Annotated in this window: 24 protein-coding genes; 10 read left to right on the top strand and 14 right to left on the bottom strand. The window is 69.1% G+C overall.

Translation table 11 applies throughout. From position 1 onward, the window contains the following. Positions 1 to 95: 95 nt before the first annotated feature. Entirely contained in the window at positions 96 to 362 is a 267-nt protein-coding gene (locus tag FSW06_RS02025; RefSeq protein ID WP_010118814.1) for an HPr family phosphocarrier protein, read from the top strand. Between the two features lie 41 nt (positions 363 to 403). On the opposite strand, the gene FSW06_RS02020 is transcribed toward FSW06_RS02025, so the two are convergent. Both FSW06_RS02020 and hflX read right to left on the bottom strand, forming a co-directional pair. Beyond that, a complete protein-coding gene (locus tag FSW06_RS02020) occupies positions 404 to 1771 on the bottom strand; it encodes a uracil-xanthine permease family protein (protein WP_010118816.1) in 1368 nt (455 codons plus the stop codon). A gap of 34 nt (positions 1772 to 1805) precedes the next feature. Beyond that, positions 1806 to 3236, bottom strand: a complete 1431-nt coding sequence (gene hflX, locus FSW06_RS02015; RefSeq protein ID WP_010118817.1) for a GTPase HflX — start codon at positions 3234 to 3236, stop codon at positions 1806 to 1808. A gap of 98 nt (positions 3237 to 3334) precedes the next feature. On the opposite strand from hflX, the gene FSW06_RS02010 reads away from it, so the two are divergent. Further along, complete coding sequence (locus FSW06_RS02010; protein WP_010118818.1) at positions 3335 to 4138, top strand: hypothetical protein; 804 nt, start codon at positions 3335 to 3337, stop codon at positions 4136 to 4138. A 159-nt stretch (positions 4139 to 4297) separates the two neighbouring features. Here the strand turns inward: FSW06_RS02010 and dapF are convergent, their stop codons facing one another. Both dapF and miaA read right to left on the bottom strand, forming a co-directional pair. Next, positions 4298 to 5179 (bottom strand): diaminopimelate epimerase, encoded by an 882-nt coding sequence (gene dapF / locus FSW06_RS02005; protein WP_010118819.1) that lies wholly within the window; start codon positions 5177 to 5179, stop codon positions 4298 to 4300. 3 nt (positions 5180 to 5182) lie between these two features. Further along, entirely contained in the window at positions 5183 to 6163 is a 981-nt protein-coding gene (gene miaA / locus FSW06_RS02000) for a tRNA (adenosine(37)-N6)-dimethylallyltransferase MiaA (protein WP_083826994.1), read from the bottom strand. A 151-nt stretch (positions 6164 to 6314) separates the two neighbouring features. On the opposite strand from miaA, the gene FSW06_RS01995 reads away from it, so the two are divergent. Continuing rightward, positions 6315 to 7697: a DUF349 domain-containing protein gene (locus FSW06_RS01995; RefSeq protein ID WP_040429800.1), complete on the top strand. Its 1383-nt coding sequence runs from the start codon at positions 6315 to 6317 to the stop codon at positions 7695 to 7697. On the opposite strand, the gene FSW06_RS01990 is transcribed toward FSW06_RS01995, so the two are convergent. Next, positions 7685 to 8503, bottom strand: a complete 819-nt coding sequence (locus FSW06_RS01990; RefSeq protein ID WP_010118824.1) for an Rv2732c family membrane protein — start codon at positions 8501 to 8503, stop codon at positions 7685 to 7687. The genes FSW06_RS01995 and FSW06_RS01990 overlap by 13 nt on opposite strands. Further along, on the bottom strand, positions 8496 to 9974 hold the full coding sequence (gene miaB, locus FSW06_RS01985; protein ID WP_238525909.1) for a tRNA (N6-isopentenyl adenosine(37)-C2)-methylthiotransferase MiaB: 1479 nt from the start codon (positions 9972 to 9974) through the stop codon (positions 8496 to 8498). The genes FSW06_RS01990 and miaB overlap by 8 nt, the downstream gene beginning before the upstream one ends. A 292-nt stretch (positions 9975 to 10266) precedes the next feature. Here miaB and FSW06_RS01980 point away from each other — a divergent pair, with 292 nt between their 5' ends. Genes FSW06_RS01980 through FSW06_RS01965 form a run of 4 tightly spaced genes read left to right on the top strand, consistent with a single transcriptional unit; the run spans position 10267 to position 13570 of the window. Then, entirely contained in the window at positions 10267 to 10995 is a 729-nt protein-coding gene (locus FSW06_RS01980; RefSeq protein WP_010118827.1) for an amino acid ABC transporter ATP-binding protein, read from the top strand. A 12-nt stretch (positions 10996 to 11007) separates the two neighbouring features. Beyond that, entirely contained in the window at positions 11008 to 11916 is a 909-nt protein-coding gene (locus tag FSW06_RS01975; protein WP_010118828.1) for a glutamate ABC transporter substrate-binding protein, read from the top strand. A 20-nt stretch (positions 11917 to 11936) separates the two neighbouring features. Next, on the top strand, positions 11937 to 12626 hold the full coding sequence (locus FSW06_RS01970; RefSeq protein ID WP_010118829.1) for an amino acid ABC transporter permease: 690 nt from the start codon (positions 11937 to 11939) through the stop codon (positions 12624 to 12626). Continuing rightward, positions 12626 to 13570: an amino acid ABC transporter permease gene (locus FSW06_RS01965; protein ID WP_010118830.1), complete on the top strand. Its 945-nt coding sequence runs from the start codon at positions 12626 to 12628 to the stop codon at positions 13568 to 13570. Before FSW06_RS01970 ends, FSW06_RS01965 begins: the two co-directional genes overlap by 1 nt. 14 nt (positions 13571 to 13584) lie before the next feature. Here FSW06_RS01965 and FSW06_RS01960 read toward each other — a convergent pair whose 3' ends face one another. The 3 genes from FSW06_RS01960 to FSW06_RS01950 form a co-directional block, all read right to left on the bottom strand. Continuing rightward, the gene (locus FSW06_RS01960; RefSeq protein ID WP_010118831.1) at positions 13585 to 14202 is read right to left on the bottom strand and encodes a regulatory protein RecX; all 618 of its coding nucleotides are present in this window, start codon (positions 14200 to 14202) and stop codon (positions 13585 to 13587) included. Positions 14203 to 14205: 3 nt separating this feature from the next. Beyond that, on the bottom strand, positions 14206 to 15360 hold the full coding sequence (gene recA / locus FSW06_RS01955) for a recombinase RecA (RefSeq protein ID WP_010118833.1): 1155 nt from the start codon (positions 15358 to 15360) through the stop codon (positions 14206 to 14208). A gap of 149 nt (positions 15361 to 15509) precedes the next feature. Then, complete coding sequence (locus FSW06_RS01950; protein WP_010118835.1) at positions 15510 to 15716, bottom strand: DUF3046 domain-containing protein; 207 nt, start codon at positions 15714 to 15716, stop codon at positions 15510 to 15512. Positions 15717 to 15790: 74 nt separating this feature from the next. Here FSW06_RS01950 and FSW06_RS01945 point away from each other — a divergent pair, with 74 nt between their 5' ends. From FSW06_RS01945 to FSW06_RS01935, 3 genes are read left to right on the top strand one after another with little or no spacing between them, the layout of a single operon-like run. Continuing rightward, complete coding sequence (locus FSW06_RS01945) at positions 15791 to 16462, top strand: biotin transporter BioY (protein WP_010118836.1); 672 nt, start codon at positions 15791 to 15793, stop codon at positions 16460 to 16462. Then, positions 16463 to 17146, top strand: a complete 684-nt coding sequence (locus FSW06_RS01940; protein ID WP_010118838.1) for an energy-coupling factor ABC transporter ATP-binding protein — start codon at positions 16463 to 16465, stop codon at positions 17144 to 17146. It abuts the gene before it with no gap. Then, the gene (locus FSW06_RS01935) at positions 17143 to 17772 is read left to right on the top strand and encodes an energy-coupling factor transporter transmembrane component T family protein (RefSeq protein WP_083826996.1); all 630 of its coding nucleotides are present in this window, start codon (positions 17143 to 17145) and stop codon (positions 17770 to 17772) included. The genes FSW06_RS01940 and FSW06_RS01935 overlap by 4 nt, the downstream gene beginning before the upstream one ends. Positions 17773 to 17788: 16 nt before the next feature. Here FSW06_RS01935 and FSW06_RS01930 read toward each other — a convergent pair whose 3' ends face one another. The 5 genes from FSW06_RS01930 to FSW06_RS01910 all read right to left on the bottom strand — a co-directional run bounded on the left by FSW06_RS01930 (position 17789) and on the right by FSW06_RS01910 (position 21614). Further along, positions 17789 to 18652 (bottom strand): PspA/IM30 family protein, encoded by an 864-nt coding sequence (locus tag FSW06_RS01930; RefSeq protein WP_146881300.1) that lies wholly within the window; start codon positions 18650 to 18652, stop codon positions 17789 to 17791. Between the two features lie 43 nt (positions 18653 to 18695). After that, entirely contained in the window at positions 18696 to 19109 is a 414-nt protein-coding gene (locus tag FSW06_RS01925) for a helix-turn-helix domain-containing protein (RefSeq protein ID WP_010118842.1), read from the bottom strand. A gap of 133 nt (positions 19110 to 19242) precedes the next feature. Beyond that, positions 19243 to 19836, bottom strand: a complete 594-nt coding sequence (locus tag FSW06_RS01920; RefSeq protein ID WP_010118844.1) for a CinA family protein — start codon at positions 19834 to 19836, stop codon at positions 19243 to 19245. Further along, positions 19833 to 20420, bottom strand: coding sequence for a CDP-diacylglycerol--glycerol-3-phosphate 3-phosphatidyltransferase (gene pgsA / locus FSW06_RS01915; RefSeq protein ID WP_010118846.1), 588 nt, complete (start codon positions 20418 to 20420; stop codon positions 19833 to 19835). Before pgsA ends, FSW06_RS01920 begins: the two co-directional genes overlap by 4 nt. Positions 20421 to 20573: 153 nt before the next feature. Continuing rightward, on the bottom strand, positions 20574 to 21614 hold the full coding sequence (locus tag FSW06_RS01910) for a TerC family protein (protein ID WP_010118848.1): 1041 nt from the start codon (positions 21612 to 21614) through the stop codon (positions 20574 to 20576). Between the last annotated feature and the right edge of the window lie 40 nt (positions 21615 to 21654).

The raw sequence follows: 21654 nt of genomic DNA, 5'->3' as shown, positions 1-21654 counted from the left end.
CCGCTACGCTGGGGCCGTCAGACCCGACCACCCGTCGCCGGATCCCCGGACCGTCCGGCTCCGCGACGGACTCCCCCACGAAAAGGATTTCTGCCATGGCTTCGAAGACCGTCACCGTCGGTTCCACCGTCGGCCTCCACGCCCGCCCCGCGACCGTCATCTCCGAGGCTGCGGCCGCCTATGACGACGAGATCCTGCTCGCCCTCGTCGGCGACGACGAGGAGCCGTCGGACGCCTCCTCCTCGCTGATGATCATGGCCCTGGGTGCCGAGCACGGTGACCAGGTGACCGTCAGCTCCGACAACGCGGACGCCGTCGAGGCCATCGCCGCCCTCGTCGAGAAGAACCTCGACGACGAATAACACGACGAACTGGACGCCGGGCGGGCGTCCGGGCGGGACAGCTACTTCTCCCGGACCCCGTCCCGGGTCATGTGCGGTGTGAGGTAGGTCCGGACCAGGGGTTCGCGCCCCTCCCCGACATGCTCGTAGATCCACTTCAGCAGCGGGTAGCCGATGATCATGCCGACGGCACCCCAGGCGATCCCCTCCAGGGTCAGGTCGCCGAAGCTCAGGGTGAGGTTGCCGATCCCGGCGATGAGCGCGACCGCCGCCGTCGACAGGTTCAGCGGGTGCGCCAGGTTCACCCCGTTCTCCGCCCAGATGCGGATGCCCAGCAGCCCGATCATGCCGTAGAGCACCATCGCCGCGCCGCCGAGGACGCCGACCGGGATCGTCTGGATCACGGCCCCGAACTTCGGGACGAAGGCGAGGGCCGCCGCGGTGACACCGGCCACCCAGTAGGCGGCGGTGGAGTACACCCGGGTCGCGGCCATCACACCGATGTTCTCCGCGTAGGTGGTCGTGCCCGAACCACCGAACATGCCGGCGAGGGCGGTGGACACACCGTCCGCCATCAGTGCCGGCCCCTGCTCGTCGTCGAGATCGCGGCCCGTCATCCCGGACACGGCCTTCACGTGGCCGACGTTCTCGGCGATGAGGACGACGATGACCGGGAGGGTCAGCAGGATCGCGTTGAGCTGGAACTCCGGGGTGTCGAAGTGCGGCAGGCCGATCCAGGACGCCTCCCGGATCGTGTCCCCGGCGCCGTCGGCGAGGTTCCCGGTCGCCACGGCGAACAGCCAGCCGACGACGACACCGAACAGGATGCCGAGGCGGCCGACCATGCCTCGGCCGGCCAGGGTGAACAGCAGGACCGCGGCGAGGGTCACGGCGGCGACCAGCGGCTGCGTCCCGAAGTTCTCCGCCGCACTGGGGGCGAGGTTCAGGCCGATCATCGCGACGATGGCGCCGGTCACCGCCGGCGGCATGACGGCGTCGATGACACGACGCCCCGCCGCCTTGACGATCAGACCGATGACGAAGAGCACCACGCCGACGACGACGATGCCGCCGAGCTGGGCGGGGAATCCGTCGGCCTGGGACGCCGTCAGCGGGGCGATGAAGGCGAAGGAACTGCCGAGATACGACGGCACCCGGTTCCGGGTGGCCAGCAGGAAGATCAGTGTGCCCAGCCCGGAGAACAGCAGGGTCGTGTTGACCGGGAAACCTGTGATGGTGGGGACCAGCAGGGTCGACCCGAACATGGCGATGACGTGCTGCATGCCGATGCCGACGGTACGGGGCCAGCTCAGCCGTTCGTCGGGGGCGACGACGGCACCGGGTCGGACGTGCCGGCCGTCACCGTGGAGGGACCAGCCCCAGCCCCGCCGCGCACCGGTGGTCGCGGATTCTCGCTCGTGAGATGTCATGCGGATGATCCTAAACCGGCCCTCCGCAGGGCGCTCAGTCCGCCCGGAACTCCGCCAGTTCGCGGGCGGTCACCGGGGGCAGCCGGACATCGATGTCCGTGCCGTCGGCGGTGTACTCCTCGGAGAGCACCGTCCCGTACTCGTGCACCCGGGCGACGACATCGCCACGGTCGAAGGGGATGTGCAGCCGGACGCGGGTGTCCAGCGAGTTGAGGAACAGTTCCAGCCTGCTCTCGAGTTCGGCGATGCCCTCACCGGTGGCCGCGGAGACGAAGACGACGTCGTCGAGCCGGCTGCGGAGCTCGGCGAGGACCAGTGGGTCTGCGGCGTCCACCTTGTTGACCACGAGGATCTCCGGCGGGGCGTCCTCACCGGTCTCGGCGGCGATGTCGCCGATGACGGAGTTGACCGCGGCGATCTGCTCCATGGGGAACGGGTCGGAACCATCGACGACGTGCAGCACCACGTCGGCGGCCATCACCTCCTCCAGGGTCGACCGGAACGCCTCGACGAGCTGGGTGGGCAGGAAGCGGATGAAGCCGACCGTGTCGGAGAACACCACGGTCCTGCCGTCTTTCAGGGAGGCACGGCGGGTCGTGGGGTCCAGGGTGGCGAACAGCGCGTCCTCGACGAGGACGCCGGCGCCGGTCAGGGCGTTGAGCAGGGAGGATTTCCCCGCGTTGGTGTAGCCGGCGATGGCGACCTGGGCGACGGCGGAGGCGTCCCGCCGGCGACGCTTGGTCTCGCGCGCCTTCTTCATCCCGGCGATCTCCCGGCGCAGCCGTGCCATGTCCGTGCGGATCCGTCGACGGTCGGCCTCGATCTTCGTCTCACCGGGACCGCGCAGTCCCACGCCGCCGTTGGAACCGGCCCGGCCACCGGCCTGCCGGGACAGTGCCCCGCCCCAGCCACGGACCCGGGTGATGAGGTACTCCAGCTGGGCGAGCTGGACCTGCGCCTTGCCTTCCCTGGACTTCGCGTGCTGGGCGAAGATGTCGAGGATGAGCATCGTCCGGTCGATGACCTTGACGTCCAGCGCCTTCTCCAGGGCGATCATCTGGCCGGGGCTGAGCTCACCGTCGGCGACGACGGTGTCCGCCCCGGTCTCGACGACGACCTGGCGGAGTTCCTCGACCTTTCCGGACCCGATGTAGGTTCCGGCGTCGGGCTTGTCGCGTCGCTGGTAGAGCATGTCGACGACCTCGGAACCGGCCGTCTCCGCGAGGGCCGCCAGCTCGTCGAGGCGGGCCTCGATCTGGTCGACGGTGCCCTCGGTCCACACACCGATGAGCACGACCCGTTCCAGTCGCAGTTTGCGGTACTCGACGTCATAGCCGTCGGACTGCTCGGTCGTGTGGTCGTGGGTTCCGCGGGACAGGCGGCGCAGGCTGGACCGCTGGGCGAGGTCCATTTCGCCGACGGTGGGGTCGCCGTGGTTGCTGCCGGCGTCAGTCACATCAGTCATCACCCACCATCTTTCCACGGTCCGGCGGTTCCGGTGCCATCGGCGTCCGGCGCCACCGGACACGGCTGCAGCGGGCGACCGGGACTAGACTACGGGGCATGATTCCGGAACTCAGAAGCGTCGGCCTCGATTTCCTCCGTTGGCAGGACGCCCTGGAGGCCGCCTACGGCTCCGGGGCCCTGCGCGTCACCGGTGAAGTCGAGGACGGCCAGGTCCTCCAGTACGACGATCCCAGCGGCGCCCGCCTCGTCATCCTCGCCGCACCGCCCTACGGTTCGTTCGCCAGTTTCAGCGGTGGGGTGGGCACCACCGCCCACCTGTCGATGGTCAACGACATCGTCGGGGTCCTCGACATCGTCGCCGACACGCCCCTGCTGCAGATCGGTGCGCAGGACGCCCCGGTGCTCGCCACGCTCACCGCCACCGTCGCCCAGGGAGCCCTGCTCGCCGAGTCGGGCGAACTGTCCTACCAGCCGGTGCAGCTCACCGCCCTGGCCGCGGACCTCGCCGTGTACGCCGGCCGGGATGAGGCCGCCCGGGCCGGCGTCCTGCGGGTGGGTGTGGTCGACTCCCGCGGTGCGGCGGACCTGAACTCCGGTGGTGTCGCCCCGCACGCCGCCGCCACCGTCGCCCTCGAGGTCGTCGAGGCGGAACGACGGACGACCGCACTGACCGGCCAGCCCTTCTGGGTGTGCCGGATCCAGGCACCCTTCGACTTCACCGTCGTCCTGTCGGCGACGGCAGGGGCCGACGGGGCTGACGGGTCCGACGGGGCTGTCACGGTGGAGCCGGGCAGCATCCTCGCCGGCGAGGTGCAGTTCACCGCCACGGCCACCGATCCGGCGGCCTGCTCGGGCGGCTGCGGTGACGGGTGCAGTTCGGGCAGCTGCGGCTGCAGCTAGCTGCACGTCCCGGGAGTCGGTTTTACGAACCGGGGGCCGGTCGGCTCCTGCGGATGTCGGGATCACGAACCCAGGTGCCGCCTGAGGACAGAAATATCGACCCGTCGGTTCGTTCCACGGTCATCGGGGCTATCGGGGCCATCGGGCCCAGAGGTACAGCTAACCCGCCAGGGCCGAGGTCTCCACGGTGCTGCGGAAGACCAGGCGGGAGGGACCACGGAGTTCGGAGCCGTCCGCGGTGACGGTGACCCGCACGGTACCGCCGGGGACGTGGACCTCGACGACCCCGGTCCGCTCCCCGGCGTCCCGCAGTGCGGCGACGGCGGCGGCGACCGTCCCCGTCCCGCAGGAGAGGGTCTCGCCCACGCCACGCTCATGGACACGCATGTGCACCGCACCGTCGGCGAGTGGGGTGAGCAGTTCGAGGTTCACCCCCGCCGGGAAGTCAGCGGGATCCCACGTCGGCTGACAGGTGACATCCAGCGCGGCCAGCGTGTCCGCCGTCAGACCGGGGACGACACAGGCGAGGTGGGGGTTGCCCATGTCCACCGCCAGGCCACGGTAGGTCTCCCCGTCGAGGGTGGCGGCGGATTCCCCGCCCACCACCGGTGCACCCATGTCCACACTGACGTCGGCCAGGTCACCCTGGACGGCATGGACGGTCAGCACGCGCCGACCGGCACGGGTACCGATGGTGACGGGGTCGCCCTCCGCCGTCCCGGGGACGCCCATTCCGGCGAGAACGTGGCCGAAGACACGGACGCCGTTACCGCACATCTCCGCCACCGAGCCGTCGGCGTTGCGGTAGTCCATGAACCAGTCCTCCTCCCCCACCCCCGCGGGAGCCTCCGCGATCACCCCCCGGCTGACCAGGGCACCGGTCGTCGCGACCCGGATCACCCCGTCGGCACCGATGCCGCGGTGCCGGTCGGCCAGGGCACGGACGAGGTCCGGGGTGAGGTCGATGTCGGCGGACGGGTCCGGGAGCACCACGAAGTCATTGCCCGTGCCGTGTCCCTTGAGGAAGTCGAGAGCGGTCATGGCTCACGATTCTAGCCGCACGACCTCCAGTGCCCGGTCGGCCACATCCGGGCCCGCGGCGGCCAACCACCGGATGCGGGGGTCGCGGCGGAACCAGGCCCGCTGCCGCCGGGCGTACCGCCGGGTCCCGGTGACGGTGCGTTCCACCGCCTCGTCGTAGTCGAGGTCGCCGGCCAGGTAGTCGAGGACCTGGGCGTAGCCGATCGCCTGTCCCGCGGTCGAGTCACGGCGCAGCCCCTGCCCGACAAGTCCCTCCACCTCGGCGACCAGTCCCTGCCCGAACATGCGGTGCACCCGGTCCGCCAGCCGCGGGTTGAGCCAGTCGGCATCCGCCTGCAGGCCGAGGATGAGGGTGTTCCACCGGGTCGGCCGGTCCTTCGGCGGCTGGGAGGCGGCGAAGGGGCGGCCGGTCAGCTCGATGACCTCCAGTGCCCGGACGGTACGGCGGGGGTCGCGTCGCTCGATGACGGCCGCGGCGGCCGGATCCCGGAGGGCCAGTTCGTCGTGGAGTGCCTCCACCCCCACCCGGTCCAGTTCCGCCTCCCACCGGGCGCGCACCGCCGGGTCGGTCGGCGGCAGTTCCCAGGCGTCCAGCAGGGCCTGGATGTACATCATCGAGCCACCGACGATGACGGGGGTTCTCCCCCGTTGCCGGATTGCGGTGATGTCGGCGGTCGCGGCGTCCCGGTAGGCGGCGACGGAGGCGGTCTCGGTAACGTCGAGCGTGTCGAACTGGTGGTGCGGGATGCCGCGGCGCTGGGCCGGGGGAAGTTTCGCGGTGCCGATGTCCATGCCGCGGTACAGCTGCATCGAGTCGATGTTCACGACCTCCCCGTCGAGCGCTTCGGCGAGGGCGAGGGAGAGCTCGGACTTCCCCGAGCCGGTGGGGCCGATGACGGCGACCGGACGCGGCCGTGCGGTCTCAGCGGTCTCAGCGGTCTCAGCGGTCTCGACAGGTTCCACCGGATCTACGGGCGCAGGCATGGGTCCGACTCTACAAAGCCGCCGGGACAGCCCGGCCAGTCGCCCGGCACCGACCCGGGGGTGCCGGGGGTGGCCGTCCGCTCCTATTCGGCCGTGGAACATAATGGTGACACTGTCAGGTGACCCAACACGACAACCAGGAGGACTTCCCATGACGAGACCGGTGCCGAAACCGGGTCCGAAGCCGGGCCCCAAGCCGGGGCCCCGCCCCGGGAGCGTCGCCCGCCCTGCCGCAGCGGCAGGGGCGGCAGGGGCGGCAGGGTCTACCGGACCGGTCGCCCCCGCCGCCGCGGTGCGGCCGTCGGACCCGACCCGGTTCGGCCGGATCGACGACGACGGCGTGGTCTGGGTGACCACCGCCGACGGTGAGCGCCGCGTCGGGGAATGGCAGGCCGGCACCCCCGCCGAAGGTCTCGCTCACTTCGGCCGGCGCTACGACGACCTCGCCACCACCGTCTCCCAGCTCGAGTCCCGCCTCACCGCACACCCCGACGAGGCCGCTCACGTCACCGCGGACGCCCGGAAGCTGCTCGGCGAACTGCCCACCGCCGAGGTTGTCGGCGATCTCCCCGCGCTGGAGCGTCGCCTCACCGCCCTCGTCGACCGCGCCACCGCCGCCGGCGAGGACGAGGCCGCGCGCCGCCGGCAGCAGCGGGAGGAGGCGGTCGCCCGCAAGGAGGCCCTCATCGCCGAGGCCGAGGAACTCGCCGCCGGCGACCATGAGGGTCCGCACGGCTGGCGGGACGCCAGTGACCGGTTCACCTCCGTCCTGGACCGGTGGAAGGCGGTCCGCGGCATCGACAAGCACACCGACGACGCCCTCTGGAAGCGGTACCGGGCCGCCCGCGAAACCTTCAACGAGCGGCGCAGCGGTCACTTCGCCGACCTGGACCGGGCCCGCGACCGGGTCCGTGCCGACAAGGAGAAGCTCGTCGAACGTGCCGAGCGGCTGCAGAACTCCACCGACTGGGGTGCCACCGCCCGCGCCTACCGGGACCTCATGGCCGAGTGGAAGGCCGCCGGACGCGCCCACCGCGCCGACGACGACCGGCTGTGGGCCCGGTTCCGCGCCGCCCAGGACGTGTTCTTCGCCGCCCGGGACGCCGACAACGCCCGACGGGACGACGAGTTCGCCGGCAACGCCGAGCGCAAACTGGCGCTGCTCGACGAGTACGACAGCCGCATCGACCCCGCCGCCGGCCTCGACCGGGCGCGTGACCTGCTCCGGGAGCTGGAGGAGAAGTGGGACGCGATCGGTTTCGTCCCCCGCGACCGGGTCCGGGAGTTCGATGACCGGCTCGGGGCCCTGCAGTCCCGGGTCACCGACTTCGCGGATGCGCAGTGGCGCCGGACCGATCCGGAACTGCAGTCCCGGCTCGACCAGTTCCGGGACCGCGCGGCACAGTTCACCGCCGACGCCGCGGCCGCGGCGCAGGCCGGGAAGACGAAGAAGGCCGCCGAGCTGCGGGCTCAGGCGGCACAGTGGGAGGAATGGGCGGCCACCGCGGCCGCCGCAGCGGGTCAGGAGGACTGACCGGCGCCGTCGGCCCCGGCGCTCCCGTCGGTGCTGCCGGTGCTACCGGTGCTGCCGCTGCTGTCGCTGCTGTCGGCACCGCTGTCCCGGCCGGCCCGTTCCCGGCGGGCACGGGCCCGGGCACGACGGTCGTCGACGACGACCGCATCGTCATGGGGCTGCAGTCCGGTCCGGAGGACCTGCTGGGCGGCCCGGGAATCCTCGTCCCGGTGCACGGCGTCCCGGCGCAGCGCGTTGATCGCCGACTGCACCGCGCTCCGGCGGAACAGCCGTGACGACAGGGTGAAGACGATGACCAGCAGGCCGATACCGCCGATGAACAGGCCGATCGACGGGCCCGAGCCGGGCTCTGTCGGCGGCCGGGAGTTCCGGAAGCCGATCGCCAGCACACAGTAGAAGGCACCGACGGCGGCGAATGCCCAGTTCACCCAGGCCACGACCGAGGATTTCGAGAACAACGTGCCCAGCGGCAGGAGCACGCCGCCGATCAGGGCCAGCCAGGCGTAGATCCGCTCGGGCATCGTCGTGACGTAGTCTTCCGCGCGCTGCGAGAACAGCAGCACGTCGTAGCCGAACACCTTGCCGGAGTGCGGCAGGAAGATCGCCACGAACACCATGATCAGGCCGATGGCGAGCCACGGGGTGACCCGCCCCAGCACGATCGTCCCTGCCGCGGAGCGTTCCGCCTTCGCCAGGTCACCGCCGGATTCCTGGGTCAGTTGCGTCACCCGCCGGTCGATCGCCGACCGGCGTTTCCGGTTGGCTTCCGCCCGTGCCGTCTCCGGCGTGTCCTGCGTGTCACTCACAACCGCATCCTCCGTCCGTGTCCGAACCGCAGCAGGATGCTGCCGGTTCCTGTCCGGGACGCCCGATCCCGGGCAGTCCCAGCCCCACGCCGACTGGTGCCGTCGTAGGGGTCTGACCTGACGCGCTCATGTCGCCCGCCCGCGTGCGGCGGTGGCTGTGCAGCCCCGAATCGGCGAGGAGGAAGTGCGGTGCCGCACCCGTGACCGTCACCTCGACGACGTCGCCGGGACGCACCGTCGCCTCGTCGGGCACCGCGAAGTGCACCAGTCGTCCGTCGCGGGCGCGGCCGGACATCCGGTGGGTGGTGGCGTTCTTGCGTCCGCCGCCCTCCTGCACGAGCAGTTCGAGGCGGCGTCCCACCAGCTTCGCGTTCTCCTCGGCGCTGATGCGCTCCTGCAGGGCCAGGAGCCGTTCGTACCGGTCCTGGACCACCGCCTTGGGCACCTGGTCGGCCAGGTCGGCGGCCGGGGTTCCCGGACGCGGCGAGTACTGGAAGGTGAACGCACTGGTGAACCGGGCCTGTTCGACCACCCGGAGGGTGTCCTGGAAATCCTCCTCGGTCTCCCCGGGGAAGCCGACGATGATGTCGGTGGTGATCGCCGCGTCCGGCAGTTTCGCCCGGACCTTGTCGAGGATGCCGAGGAACTTCTTCGACCGGTAGGACCGGCGCATGTCCTTCAGCACCTTGTCGGAGCCCGACTGCAGCGGCATGTGCAGCTGCGGGCACACCACCGGGGTCTCCGCCATCGCGTCGATGACGTCATCGGTGAACTCGGCCGGGTGCGGGCTGGTGAAGCGGAGGCGCTCCAGCCCCTCGATCTCCCCGCAGGCGCGCAGCAGTTTCGAGAAGGCGCTGCGGTCCCGCGCGATGGCGGGATCGGAGAAGTGGACGCCGTAGGCGTTGACGTTCTGGCCGAGCAGTGTCACCTCGGTGACCCCCTGATCGACCAGTGCCTTCACCTCGGCGAGGATGTCGCCGGGACGCCGGTCCTGCTCGGTGCCCCGCAGCGACGGGACGATGCAGAAGGTGCAGGTGTTGTTGCAGCCCACCGAGACGCTCACCCAGCCGGCGTAGGCGGACTCCCGCTTCGCCGGGAGGACGGAGGGGAACTGCTCCAGCGAGTCGGCGATCTCCACCTCGGCGCGCCGGTTGTGGGCGCTGCGCGACAGCAGTGTCGGCAGCGAGCCCATGTTGTGGGTGCCGAAGACGACGTCGACCCACGGGGCACGGTCGACGACGACGTCCTTGTCCTTCTGCGCCATGCAGCCGCCGACGGCGATCTGCATCCCCGGGTGGGCGTCCTTCACCTTCTTCAGCTGGCCGAGGGTGCCGTAGAGCCGGTTGTCGGCGTTCTCCCGCACCGCGCAGGTGTTGAAGACGACGACGTCCGGGTCGGCGTCCTCCCCCGCCGGCAGGTAGCCGCTGTCCTCCAGCAGGCCGGAGAGCCGTTCCGAATCGTGCACGTTCATCTGGCAGCCGAACGTCCGCACCTGGTAGGTGCGGCGGGCCGTGGCCGTCTCCCCGGCCACGCCCCCGGCTCCGTCAGTTCTCTGGTAGTCAACCACGGTCCCCGAGTCTAGTGCAGCCGACGGACGCCCCCGAAACCTGCGTCCGCGTGCCGGGCCACGATCTGAGCCGCCGTCGTGGGCCACCGTCGGGGGCCGCCATTTCCTCCCGGTTAAAAAACCTGTGGCGCAGCGCACCGCCCCCGCCCCCATCGGATAGGGTTCCACTATGACAGCAACAGAGAATGCCCACAGCATGATTCAGCTGAGCGGGGTGAACAAGTACTTCGGCGACTACCACGCCCTCCGCGACATCAACCTCGACGTCCCGGCCGGCCAGGTCGTCGTCCTGCTCGGTCCCTCCGGTTCCGGTAAGTCGACCCTGTGCCGGACCATCAACCGGCTCGAGACCATCGACTCCGGTGAGATCCGTATCGACGGTGAACTCCTCCCCGAGGAGGGCAAGGACCTCGCCCGCCTCCGGTCCGATGTCGGCATGGTCTTCCAGCAGTTCAACCTGTTCAGCCACATGACCATCCGGGACAACATCACCCTCGCCCCGATGAAGGTCCGCGGCAAGTCGAAGGCCGAGGCCAACAAGCTCGCCGACCAGCTCCTCGAACGGGTCGGGATCGGCGCCCAGGCCGACAAGTACCCCGCCCAGCTCTCGGGCGGCCAGCAGCAGCGCGTCGCCATCGCCCGCGCCCTGGCCATGGAGCCGAAGATCATGCTCTTCGACGAGCCGACCTCCGCGCTCGACCCGGAGATGATCAACGAGGTGCTCGACGTCATGGCCGGTCTCGCCGCCGACGGCATGACCATGGTCTGTGTCACCCACGAGATGGGTTTCGCCCGCCGGGTCGCCAACCGCGTCCTGTTCCTCGCCGACGGCGCCATCGTCGAGGACTCCACCCCGGACGAGTTCTTCACCAACCCGGAGTCCGACCGGGCCAAGGACTTCCTGTCCAAGATCGTCGGACACTAGGAGGCGGTGCACATGCCCAGGAAAGGCAGAATCACCCGACACCTCGTACGGCGCACGACCGCGGCGGTCGTCGCCGTCGCCGGCGCCTTCGCACTGGCCTCCTGCGGCTCCTCGGAGCCACGGTCGCTGCTCGACGACATCCGTGACGGCCATGTCACCCTCGGCACCAAGTTCGACCAGCCCGGCCTCGGCGAGCGCACGCCGAACAAGAACTTCGTCGGTCTCGACACCGACGTCTCCCGCTACGTCGTCAACCACATCGCCGAGAAGAACGGCTGGGAGGAACCGGACATCACCTGGCGCGAGACACCGTCCGCCCAGCGTGAGACGCTGATCAACAACGGCGAGGTCAACATGATCACCGCCTCGTACTCGATCAACGCCGGACGGCTCGCCGCCGTCGACTTCGGCGGACCCTACCTTGTCACGCACCAGGCACTGCTGGTGCGCGGCGACTCGGGAATCAAGCAGCTCAGTGACGTCGCCCCCGGAACCCGGCTGTGCTCGGTCTCCGGCTCCACCCCCGCCCAGAAGGTCAAGGCGGCGCTGCCCGACGTGCAGCTCCAGGAGTTCGACACCTACGCCGCCTGCGCCGAAGGAGTGAAGCAGGGCGTCGTCGACGCCCTCACCACCGACGCGACGATCCTCGCCGGGTTCGCGGAGCGTTACAAGGAGCGCTACGGCGACGACTTCAAGGTCGTGCAGCTGAAGAACCCCGACGGCTCCTTCTGGACCGACGAGAACTACGGCATCGGCATCCCCAAGGGTGACGGCGCCGACAAGGACGCCATCAACGAGGCTCTCGAGGACATGTACTCCGACGGAAGCTTCACACGGATGGTCAAGGACAACCTCGGCGACGACTTCGAGATCGGCGACAAGCCCGACATCGGTGACCTGTCGTTCGCGGACAAAGACTAGAAAGGGAGGTGCATCACATCATGAGTTCCGAACTCTGGTCCGATATGGGCCCTGAGCTGTGGCCCGCCTTCTGGGTGACCATCAAGCTCTCGGTCTATTCCGCGATCGGGTCCCTGATCCTCGGCATCATCCTCACCGCCATGAGGGTGTGCCCGGTCGGTATCCTCCGTGCGGTCGCCAACGCCTACACGACCATCATCCGTAACACCCCGCTGACGCTGATCATCCTCATCGCGTCGCTGGGCCTCTACTACAACCTCAACGTGCTGCTCGCCTCGGACTCCAGCAACAAGTTCATCGAGCAGCAGAACTTCCGCCTGGCGGTGCTGGCGTTCATCGTCTACACCTCCACCTTCGTGGCGGAGTCCCTGCGATCGGGGATCAACACCGTGCCCTTCGGACAGGCCGAGGCCGCCCGCTCGCTCGGGATGTCGTTCATGCAGAACTTCCGCTACGTGGTCTTCCCGCAGGCCATCCGCGGTTCCATCGTCCCGCTGGGGAACACGTTGATCGCCCTGATCAAGAACACGACCATCGCCTCGGTCATCGGTGTGGCGGAGGCCTCACTGCTGATGAAGACAATGCAGGAGAACTACGCCAGTGACATGTTCGCCATCTTCGCGATCATCGCGGTCGGCTTCATCATCCTCACCCTCCCGACCGGTCTGTTCTTCGGCTGGGCCGGCAAGCGTTGGGCGGTGAAGCGCTGATGTCCGATACCCGCGCCACCGTCCTCTACGACGCCCCCGGCCCCCGCGCCCGGAAGGTCAACCTCGGTCTCGCCGTCATCACCGTCATCGTCCTGCTGCTCATCCTCGCCGGTGTGCTGTGGAAGCTCGGTGACGGCGGACAGCTCGACGGCGACAAGTGGGAGATCTTCTTCTACGGCACCACGTGGACGACCTATATCCTCCCCGGGCTGCTCAACACTGTCGTCGCAGCGATCTTCTCGATCATCCTCGCCCTCATCATCGGTGCCCTGCTGGGCATCGGACGTCTCTCCACCCACCGGTCGATCCGGTGGATCTGCACCGTGATCGTGGAGTTCTTCCGCTCGATCCCGGTGCTGGTGCTCATGCTGTTCGCCTACGTACTCTTCGCGGAGTACGCGGTGTTCCCCTCCACCATGCTCGGTTTCGCCGCCGTCGTCTTCGGTCTGACGATGTACAACGGTTCGGTCATCGCCGAGACCCTGCGGTCCGGCATCGAGTCGCTGCCGAAGGGTCAGTCGGAGGCGGCCGCGGCCCTGGGCCTGTCCTGGGGTCTCACCATGCGCAAGATCCTACTGCCGCAGGCGTTCGCGGCCATGCTGCCGGCGATCATCTCGCAGATGGTCATCGCCCTGAAGGATTCCGCGCTCGGTTACGCCATCGGCTTCGTCGAGGTCGTCCGTGGCGGACGCCAGCTCGGTGAGTACTACAGCTCGATGCTGCCGTCGCTGCTGGTGGTGGCGGCCATCATGATCATCATCAACTACGCGCTGACGAAGCTCGCGGAGCGGATCGAGTACCAGCTCCGCGCCGGCCGCTCCCGCCGCAACATCGTGGCGAAGGTCCCCCACCAGAAGACCCAGGGTGGGTTGGAGACCAAGGACGGCGCCATCGTGGACCCGCACGATGAGGGGTACAAGCCCATCCAGGGCGACTTCGAGTAGCCCCGGGGGCCGGGCTACCGCTCCCCGCCGAGTTCGGCGATGCGGGCGTCCAGCGCCTGCCGCGCGGCGGTGAGGCTGCGCCCCTGCGGGAATCCGCGGCGGGCCGCCACCCCGACGATCCGTCGGAGCGCCCGGTCGTAGTCCCGCCGGTCGGCCGGCACGGTTTTCACCGTGCCGGCCTTCTTCGTCACGAGCTCGCCGAGCACCCGGTCCTGGTCGGCCTCGGAGACCTGTTCCAGCGCCTCCTCGATGACCGGGGCCGCCACGCCTTTCTCCCGGAGCTCGCGGCGCAGCACGGCCACCGACTTGCGTTGGTTGGCCGCCCGCTGCCGGACCCATTCGTGCGCGAAACGTGCGTCATCGAGCATGCCGGCCCGCAGGCAGCGGTCGATGACCGCCTCCACCAGGGCGGGATCGTCGCCCTCGTCGAGGCTGTCGGTGAGCCGGCGCCGCAGCTCGGCGACGGACCGGTCCCGCTGTTCGATGAGGCGGTTCGCCTTCGCCGTCAACGGCGCGAGGCGTTCCTCCGCCAGTTCGTCGACGAGCGGTTCTCCCCCGCCCGACTGGACCGCCTCGATGGCGGCGCGCAGTCGCTCGAGGCGGTCGGTCCGGCCTGTGTCGTCCCCCGGCACGGTCTAGTCGTCGTCCTCGTCGTCGAAGGTCGGCACCACACCGATCGGCGCGTCCTCCGGGACGCCGTTGGCGACGGCGGCGAGACCTGCGGCATCCTCCGCCGCGTCCTCCTCCGGCTCGGCCTGCTTGCCGGCGTAGGGGCCGACGTGCAGTTCCTGCATGATGAGATCCTCGATCTCCGAGGACAGGTCCGGGTTCTCCTTGAGGAACTCACGGGCCTTCTCCTTGCCCTGCCCCAGCTGGTCGCCCTTGTAGGTGTACCAGGATCCGGACTTCTTGATCAGTCCGTTGTCCACGCCCAGGTCGATGATCGACCCTTCCCGGGAGATGCCCTGGCCGTAGAGGACATCGAACTCGGCGATCTTGAACGGCGGCGAGACCTTGTTCTTGACGATCTTCATCTTGGTCCGGTTACCGACCGCGTCCTGCCCGTCCTTGAGGGTCTGGATCCGGCGGATGTCACAGCGGACAGAAGCGTAGAACTTCAGTGCCTTACCGCCGGTCGTCGTCTCCGGCGAACCGAACATCACGCCGATCTTCTCGCGGAGCTGGTTGATGAAGATGGCGGTGGTGCCGGTCTGGCTGAGCGCACCGGTCATCTTGCGCAGCGCCTGGCTCATGAGGCGGGCCTGCAGACCGACGTGGCTGTCGCCCATCTCCCCCTCGATCTCCGCCTTCGGGGTCAGCGCCGCGACCGAGTCCACCACGATGATGTCGACCGCACCCGACCGGACGAGCATGTCGGCGATCTCGAGTGCCTGCTCGCCGGTGTCCGGCTGGGAGACGAGGAGGTTGTCCGTGTCCACGCCGAGCTTCTTGGCGTACTCGGGGTCGAGGGCGTGCTCCGCGTCGATGAAGGCGGCGATACCGCCGCCCTTCTGTGCCTCGGCGACCGCGTGGAGCGCCACCGTGGTCTTACCCGAGGACTCCGGACCGTAGATCTCGACGACACGGCCCCGCGGGAACCCGCCGATGCCGAGCGCGACGTTGATCGCGATATTCCCCGAGGAGATCACACGCATCGGTGGCCGGTCGTCATCCCCCAGACGCATGACGGCGCCCTTGCCGAAGTCCTTCTCGATCTGCGCCATGGCCAGATCGAGGGCCTTCTGCCTGTCGTTACCGCCCGATGCGGAACTCTTCTTCTTAGCAGCCATGATGTTCTCTCGCTTTCGTGGTGGTCACGCCGTGTAGTTCCCGGTGATTCACCGGATAGACGCTCCTGCGCGTCCGTTGGTTCCCCGTCGTTCTACCGTGGCCGTCGGACACCGGCCACTGTACACGAACGACTGTTCGAATGTCGAGATCATTCGTCCGCACCGAGCCGACGGTCCTCCGGGACGTCGAAATCGTCGCACAGCGCCCACCAGACCTCCCGGAGGTCAGCGCCGCGTTCCACCAGTTCCCCGGCGGTCGCGCCGAAGGCGGACAGGACATGGGAGCCGGCGATCCAGCTGCCGAAGGCGTCGCCGAACTCCCCCGTGACCAGCCGGTCGAATTCCGTACGTCGCATGGTGCCCCAGCCTACCTCCGAGCCGCACCCACCCCGAATTGAACACCGTACAGTAAGGATCTACACTACTGCCCATGACAAAACGATCCGCAGGAAACCCCACCGGCGTCCGGGCCGGTGACATCGCCGTCATCGCCGCGTTCGCGGCCCTCATCATCGTCCTCGGCGGTGTCTCCGTCCCAGTCGGCGGCGCGGGCGTCCCGATCGTCCTGCAGAACATGGGCATCGCCCTGGCCACCATGATCCTCGGCTGGCGCCGCGGCGGCCTCGCCGTCCTCCTGTTCCTCGGGGTCGGCTTCCTCGGCGTCCCGAACATGGCCGGCTGGACCCCCGCCCTCTCCGCGGTCTCCGGGCCCACCGTCGGCTACATCGTGGGCTACGCCGTCGTCGGCTTCCTCGTCGGGGCACTCTGCGACCTCAGCTCCCGCATCCCCCGGGTCGCCGGGAACCCCGCCCTGCTCACCGCCTGGTTCACCGTCGCCGGCCTCATCGGCGTCCTGGTGCAGTACCTGTGCGGATCCGTCGGGCTCATGGTCCGCACCGGCATGGACTTCGGCGCCGCGCTCGCCTCCAACGGCCCCTTCATCCCCGGAGACGTCATCAAGGTCGTCGTCGCCGCCGTCATCGCCACCGCCGTCCTGCGCGCGATCCCGGACCTGCGGCCCCGGCGCTCCACCGCAGCCACCACCGCCAGCACGGCGACCGGCGCCCCCGCGACCGCCGGCACCCCGACCCGGGCGATCTAGATGACCGTGCAGTTCGACCGTGCGACCGTCGTCACCGACGACCGCACCATCCTCCACCCGACGAGCTGCACGCTCGCCGAACACCGCATCAGCATCATCGGGGCCAACGGCAGCGGGAAATCCACCTTCATCCGCCTCATCAACGGACTGACCGACCTCACCGGCGGACAGGTCCACGTCGACGGCCTGGACGTCGCGAAGAAGGGCCGCAAGGTCCGACAGCGCGTCGGGTTCCTCTTCTCCGACCCCGACAACCAGATCATCATGCCGACCGTCGCCGAGGACGTCGCCTTCTCGCTGCGCGGCACCGGACTGTCCCGGGCGGCGACCGCACAGGCGGTCGAGGACGCGCTCGCCGCCGTCGGCCTCGCCGGACGCGGCGACCAGTCCCCCCACCTGCTCTCCGGCGGGGAGAAACAGATGCTCGCCCTGGCGTCCGTCACCGCCCTGGACCCCTCACTCATCGTCGCCGACGAGCCCACCGGACTGCTCGACCTCGTCAACCGCAACCGGCTGCGCCGCCGCTTCGACGCCCTCCCGCAGCAGCTCATCGTCGTCACCCATGATCTCGAGCTCGCCGCGGACGCCGACCGGACGCTCTGCATCTCCGGCGGCCGCGTCATCGACGACGGAGCCCCGGCGGACGTCATCGCCTCCTACGTCGAGAGGATGGCCGTCGCATGATCCGGGCCGACCGCGTCCCGCTGGGTCTGTACGTCCCCGGCACCTCGCCAGTCCACCGGGCACCGGTGTGGGCGAAGCTCACCGTCCTCGCCGTATTTCTCGTCACCACCGCGATCGTCGTCGACACCTGGGTCGGCGGGCTGGTCAGCATCGCCGTCGTGGTCTTCGTCGCACTGCTGGCCAGGGTGCCGCTGCGTGTCCTGGCACGTCAGCTCACCGGCCCGGTGCCGATCCTCGTCTTCGTCGGTCTGCTGCTGTGGTGGCGGAGCACCTGGCAGGACGCCCTGTCCACCGTCCTCGTCCTCCTCGCCGCCGTCTCCGCCGCCGTCCTGCTCACCCTCACCACCCGGGTCTCGGCGATGATGGCGGGTTTCGACCGGATGCTGCGGCCGCTGGGACGGTTCGGTGTTCCGGTCGAGGCCGTCAGTCTCGCCCTGACCCTCACCATCCGGCTCATCCCCCTGCAGGTGCAGATGGTCGGTGAGGTCCTCGACGCGAGAAAGGCCCGCGGCTCCCGTGCCGCGGGCCTGTCCCTCACCGCCTTCGGTGTCCCCGTCGTCGTCCGCACCATCCTGCGGGCCCGTGGCATCTCGGACGCCCTGCGGGCCCGCGGCGCGGCCGACTGACCCCGGGGACGTACAGCTACTCCCCCCGGAGCTGCCGCATCTTCTCGGCGACGGCGTCCGCACTGACATTCTGCGCCGTGGGCTGGGCCGCGTCCGGCTGCGCCTGCCCGTCGATGGCCTTCGCAGCGCCGCCGGCCACCGCGGCCGGACCACCCTGCTGCCCACCGTTCATCTCGGCACGCAGCTGCTCGAGGCGGGAGTGCCCGGCCATCTGCACCCCGGCCTGCTGCACCTCCACCATCCGGTTCTGCACCGAGTTCTCGGCGAGTTCGGCCTGACCGAGCGCGTTGGAGTACCGGCGCTCGATCTTCTCCCGCACCTGGTCCAGGTTCGGGGAGCTGCCGTCGGTCACCTGGTTCATCGACTGCAGGGACTCGGCGACCTTCTCCTGCATCTTGGCCTGCTCCAGCTGACTGAGCAGCTTCGTGCGCTCGGCGGTCTTCTGCTGGAGCTGCATCGCATTGCGCTCCACCGCCTTCTTCGCCTGGGCAGCCTGCTGGAGAGCCTGGTCATGGAGCGTCTTGAGGTCCTCCACCGACTGCTCGCCGGTCACCAGCTGTGCGGCGAAGGCCTCCGCGGCATTCTCGTATTCGGTGGCCTTCTGCGCGTCGCCGTCGGCGCGGGCCTTGTCCGCCAGCGTCAGCGCCTGCTTCGTGTTCGCCTGCAGTTTCTCGATCTCGGCGAGCTGACGGTTCAGCTTCATCTCGATCTGCCGCTGGTTGCCGATCACGGCGGCCGCCTGCTGGGAGAGCTGGCGATGCTGGTTCTGCGCCTCCTGGATCGCCTGCTCGATCTGGATCTTCGGATCCGCGTTCTCCTCGATCTTCGAGTCGAACAGGGCCATCAGATATTTCCAGCCCTTGCTGAACGGGTTAGCCATGGGTCTTGTGCTCTCCTAGAGGTTCGGATGCTGCGGCGGGTCGTCACGCAGGCGAGACGGGCGAAAGTATATCAGGGCGACCACCCTCGTCGAGATGAGCGGCGAGTTGCGCTGCAGCGGCATCGAACGCCATCATCTCGGCCGCTTCGAGGATCACCCGGGACACCTGCACGCCGAGAGCATGGCAGATGCTCGCCAGCAGTTCCGAGGAGACCTCCTTGCGACCGCGTTCCAGCTCGGAGAGATACCCGGGGCTGACCTTCGCCTGGTCCGCCAGGTCGCGCAGCGACCGGTGGGCGTCCTCCCGGAGCCCACGCAGCGTCGCCCCCAGTGCCTCGCGCAGCAGGGGTTCCGCCACCGGGGCAGTGGTACCGGCAGTGCGGAACACCTCGGGGTGCTGAGCCTGCTCAGCGTTCCCCGGGTGCCTTTTCTCGAGTAGCGTCGTGTTCTTGGCCATCACAACCTCCAACGGCTGAGGGGGCGGTTATGTTCCCCGAGTTTACCCGACTGAGCTCCGTCGCATGTCACAGGCATGTGACGACCGCATTCCGGAAACTGTCCGGGGACCGGTCCCGGGAACACCGGGCCGGTCATTCCCGGCAGGCGCCCCCGGGCTGCAGCGCGCCGACCGCGGTGAGCAGTTCCTCCAGCGCCTGGTCGACGGTCGCCCGCCGTACCGCGGAGCGGACCGCCTCGTCCGTACCCCCGGCCGCCGACTGCCAGCGGTCATCCAGGGCGGCCACCCGCGGTACCCCGGCGTCCAGACGTGCGGACCAGACTCCGATCCACACCTCCCCGACCGGGTGCCCGTCCTGACTGTCCGGGCCGGCCACGCCGGTGACCCCGACCCCGAGATCCGCGCCGCACCGCTGTGCCGTCCCCCGGGCGAGCTGACCGGCGACCTCGGGGTCCACCGGGCCACGGCGGGCAAGCAGGGTGGCGTCCACCCCGGCGAGGTCGTGCTTGAGTTCGGTGGCGTAGACGATGAGGCCGCCGCGCAGCACAGCGGACGCACCCGGGATCTCCGCCACCGTGGCGGCGAGCAGTCCGGCGGTCAGTGATTCCGCGGTGGCGACGGTGACACCCGCGGCACCGGCGGTCGCGACGAGGTCGGCCGCCACCTGCCGGCCGGTACCGGTGGTGTCCGCGCTCGTCTCCGCCTGACGGAATCCGTGGCCGGTCATGCCTGAGCCCCGACCTCCGGCCGGTTCCGCGAGTCCAGCAGGTACTGGGCACCGGTGACGACGGTGACGACAACGGCGGCGAGCACCAGGACGAGGGTGATCCAGTCGGTCCAGCCCGGCAGCGGCGCGATGACCATGCCCACCGCGAAGGTCTGCAGCAGGGTCTTGAGCTTTCCGCCCTTGGAGGCGGGCACCACCTTGCCGCGGCGGGCCAGGATCATCCGCCAGACGGTGATACCGAGTTCACGCACCACGATGACGACCGTGACCCACCACCACAGGTCACCGAGGATGTTCAGGGTGACCATCGCGGAGATCATGAGGGCCTTGTCCGCGACCGGGTCAGCGAGTTTGCCGTAGTCGGTGATCACCTCGTAGCGCCGGGCGAGGAAGCCGTCCAGCTGGTCGGTCATCATCAGTGCGGCGAAGGCCAGCAGCGCCCACCAGCGCAGCCCGTCGTGGAGTTCGCGGTCGCCGTCGAGCGGACCCGCCGCGACCAGCAGCCAGACGAAGAACGGGATGAGGACGATACGGACCGTGGTCAGTACGTTGGGGACGTGGTAGCGGTGGACCGCCCGCCCCATGGTCGACCGGCGCCACCTCAGGCCGTGGTGGTGCTCCCTGCTCTGGTCCGCTGTCTCGTGCACGCCCCTCACTCTACCCAGATGACCCGTCGCGGCGCCGACCCGGACCCCGTTCCGGGCGCGGCCACCGCCTGCTCTGTGCCGGTCGTGCCCCTAATCGGTGCCCTCGACGACGTGACGCTCGTGCTCCACCGGTTGTTCGTCGGTGTCCCGCCGACTCTTCCAGAGACTCGCGCCGATGGTGACGACGAGCACCACGACAATGACCAGCAGCGACGTGACGGTACTGATCTCCGGGGCACCGTGCACGCCGTCGCCGCCGTTGATGAACGGGATGTTGTTCTCGTGGAGGGCATGGAGGACCATCTTCACGCCGATGAAGGCGAGGATGACGCCCAGTCCGTAGGGCAGGTACACGAGACGCTCGAGCAGCCCTCCCAGCAGGAAGTACATCTGACGCAGCCCCAGCAGCGACAGCGCGTTCGTGGTGAACACGATGTAGGGCTCCTGGGTGATGCCGTAGATCGCGGGGATGGAGTCCAGCGCGAACATGAGGTCGGTCAGGCCGATGGCGACGAGGCAGATGAACAGCGGGGTCAGGGCACGCTTGCCGAGGTGGCGGGTGACCAGCCGGTCCGAGTCATAGCCCTCGCTGACCGGGATGACCTTCCGGATGAACTTGATGAGCTTCATGTCGTTCGGGTCGGTCTCCGGCACGTCCCGCACCTCGTCGGCGATGGTCTTCACCGCGATCACCAGCAGGAACAGCCCGAAGAGGTAGAACACGTCCGACCATGCCTCGATGATCGCCGCACCCAGGGCGATGAACACGCCCCGCAGCACCAGCGACAGGGCGATGCCGATGAGCAGGACCTTCTGCTGGTACTTCGGCGGGATCTTGAATGCGCCCATGATCAGGGCGAAGACGAAGAGGTTGTCCACACTCAACGCCTTCTCCGTGACATAGCCGGAGAAGAACTCCATGCCGTGCGCGTGCGGGTCGCCGGGTTCACCCCAGGTCAGCCAGAGGAACACGCCGAAAGCGACGGACACCAGGACGTAGAAGAGGGTCCAGAACCCGGATTCCCGCATCGACGGGGCGTGGGGTTTCCGGACGTGGGAGTAGAAATCGAAGATGAAGAAGCCGGCGATGACGAGGATCGTGATGATCCAGGTGAGAGCGTTCACTTCCATGACGGAATATTCCTCCGGTCGCGATGAGTCGGTGACCGGA

The sequence above is a fragment of the Corynebacterium nuruki S6-4 genome, assembly GCF_007970465.1.
Taxonomy (GTDB): domain Bacteria; phylum Actinomycetota; class Actinomycetes; order Mycobacteriales; family Mycobacteriaceae; genus Corynebacterium; species Corynebacterium nuruki.
The sequence above is the reverse complement of the archived record's forward strand: the minus strand, read 5'-3'. Positions and strand labels throughout refer to the sequence as shown.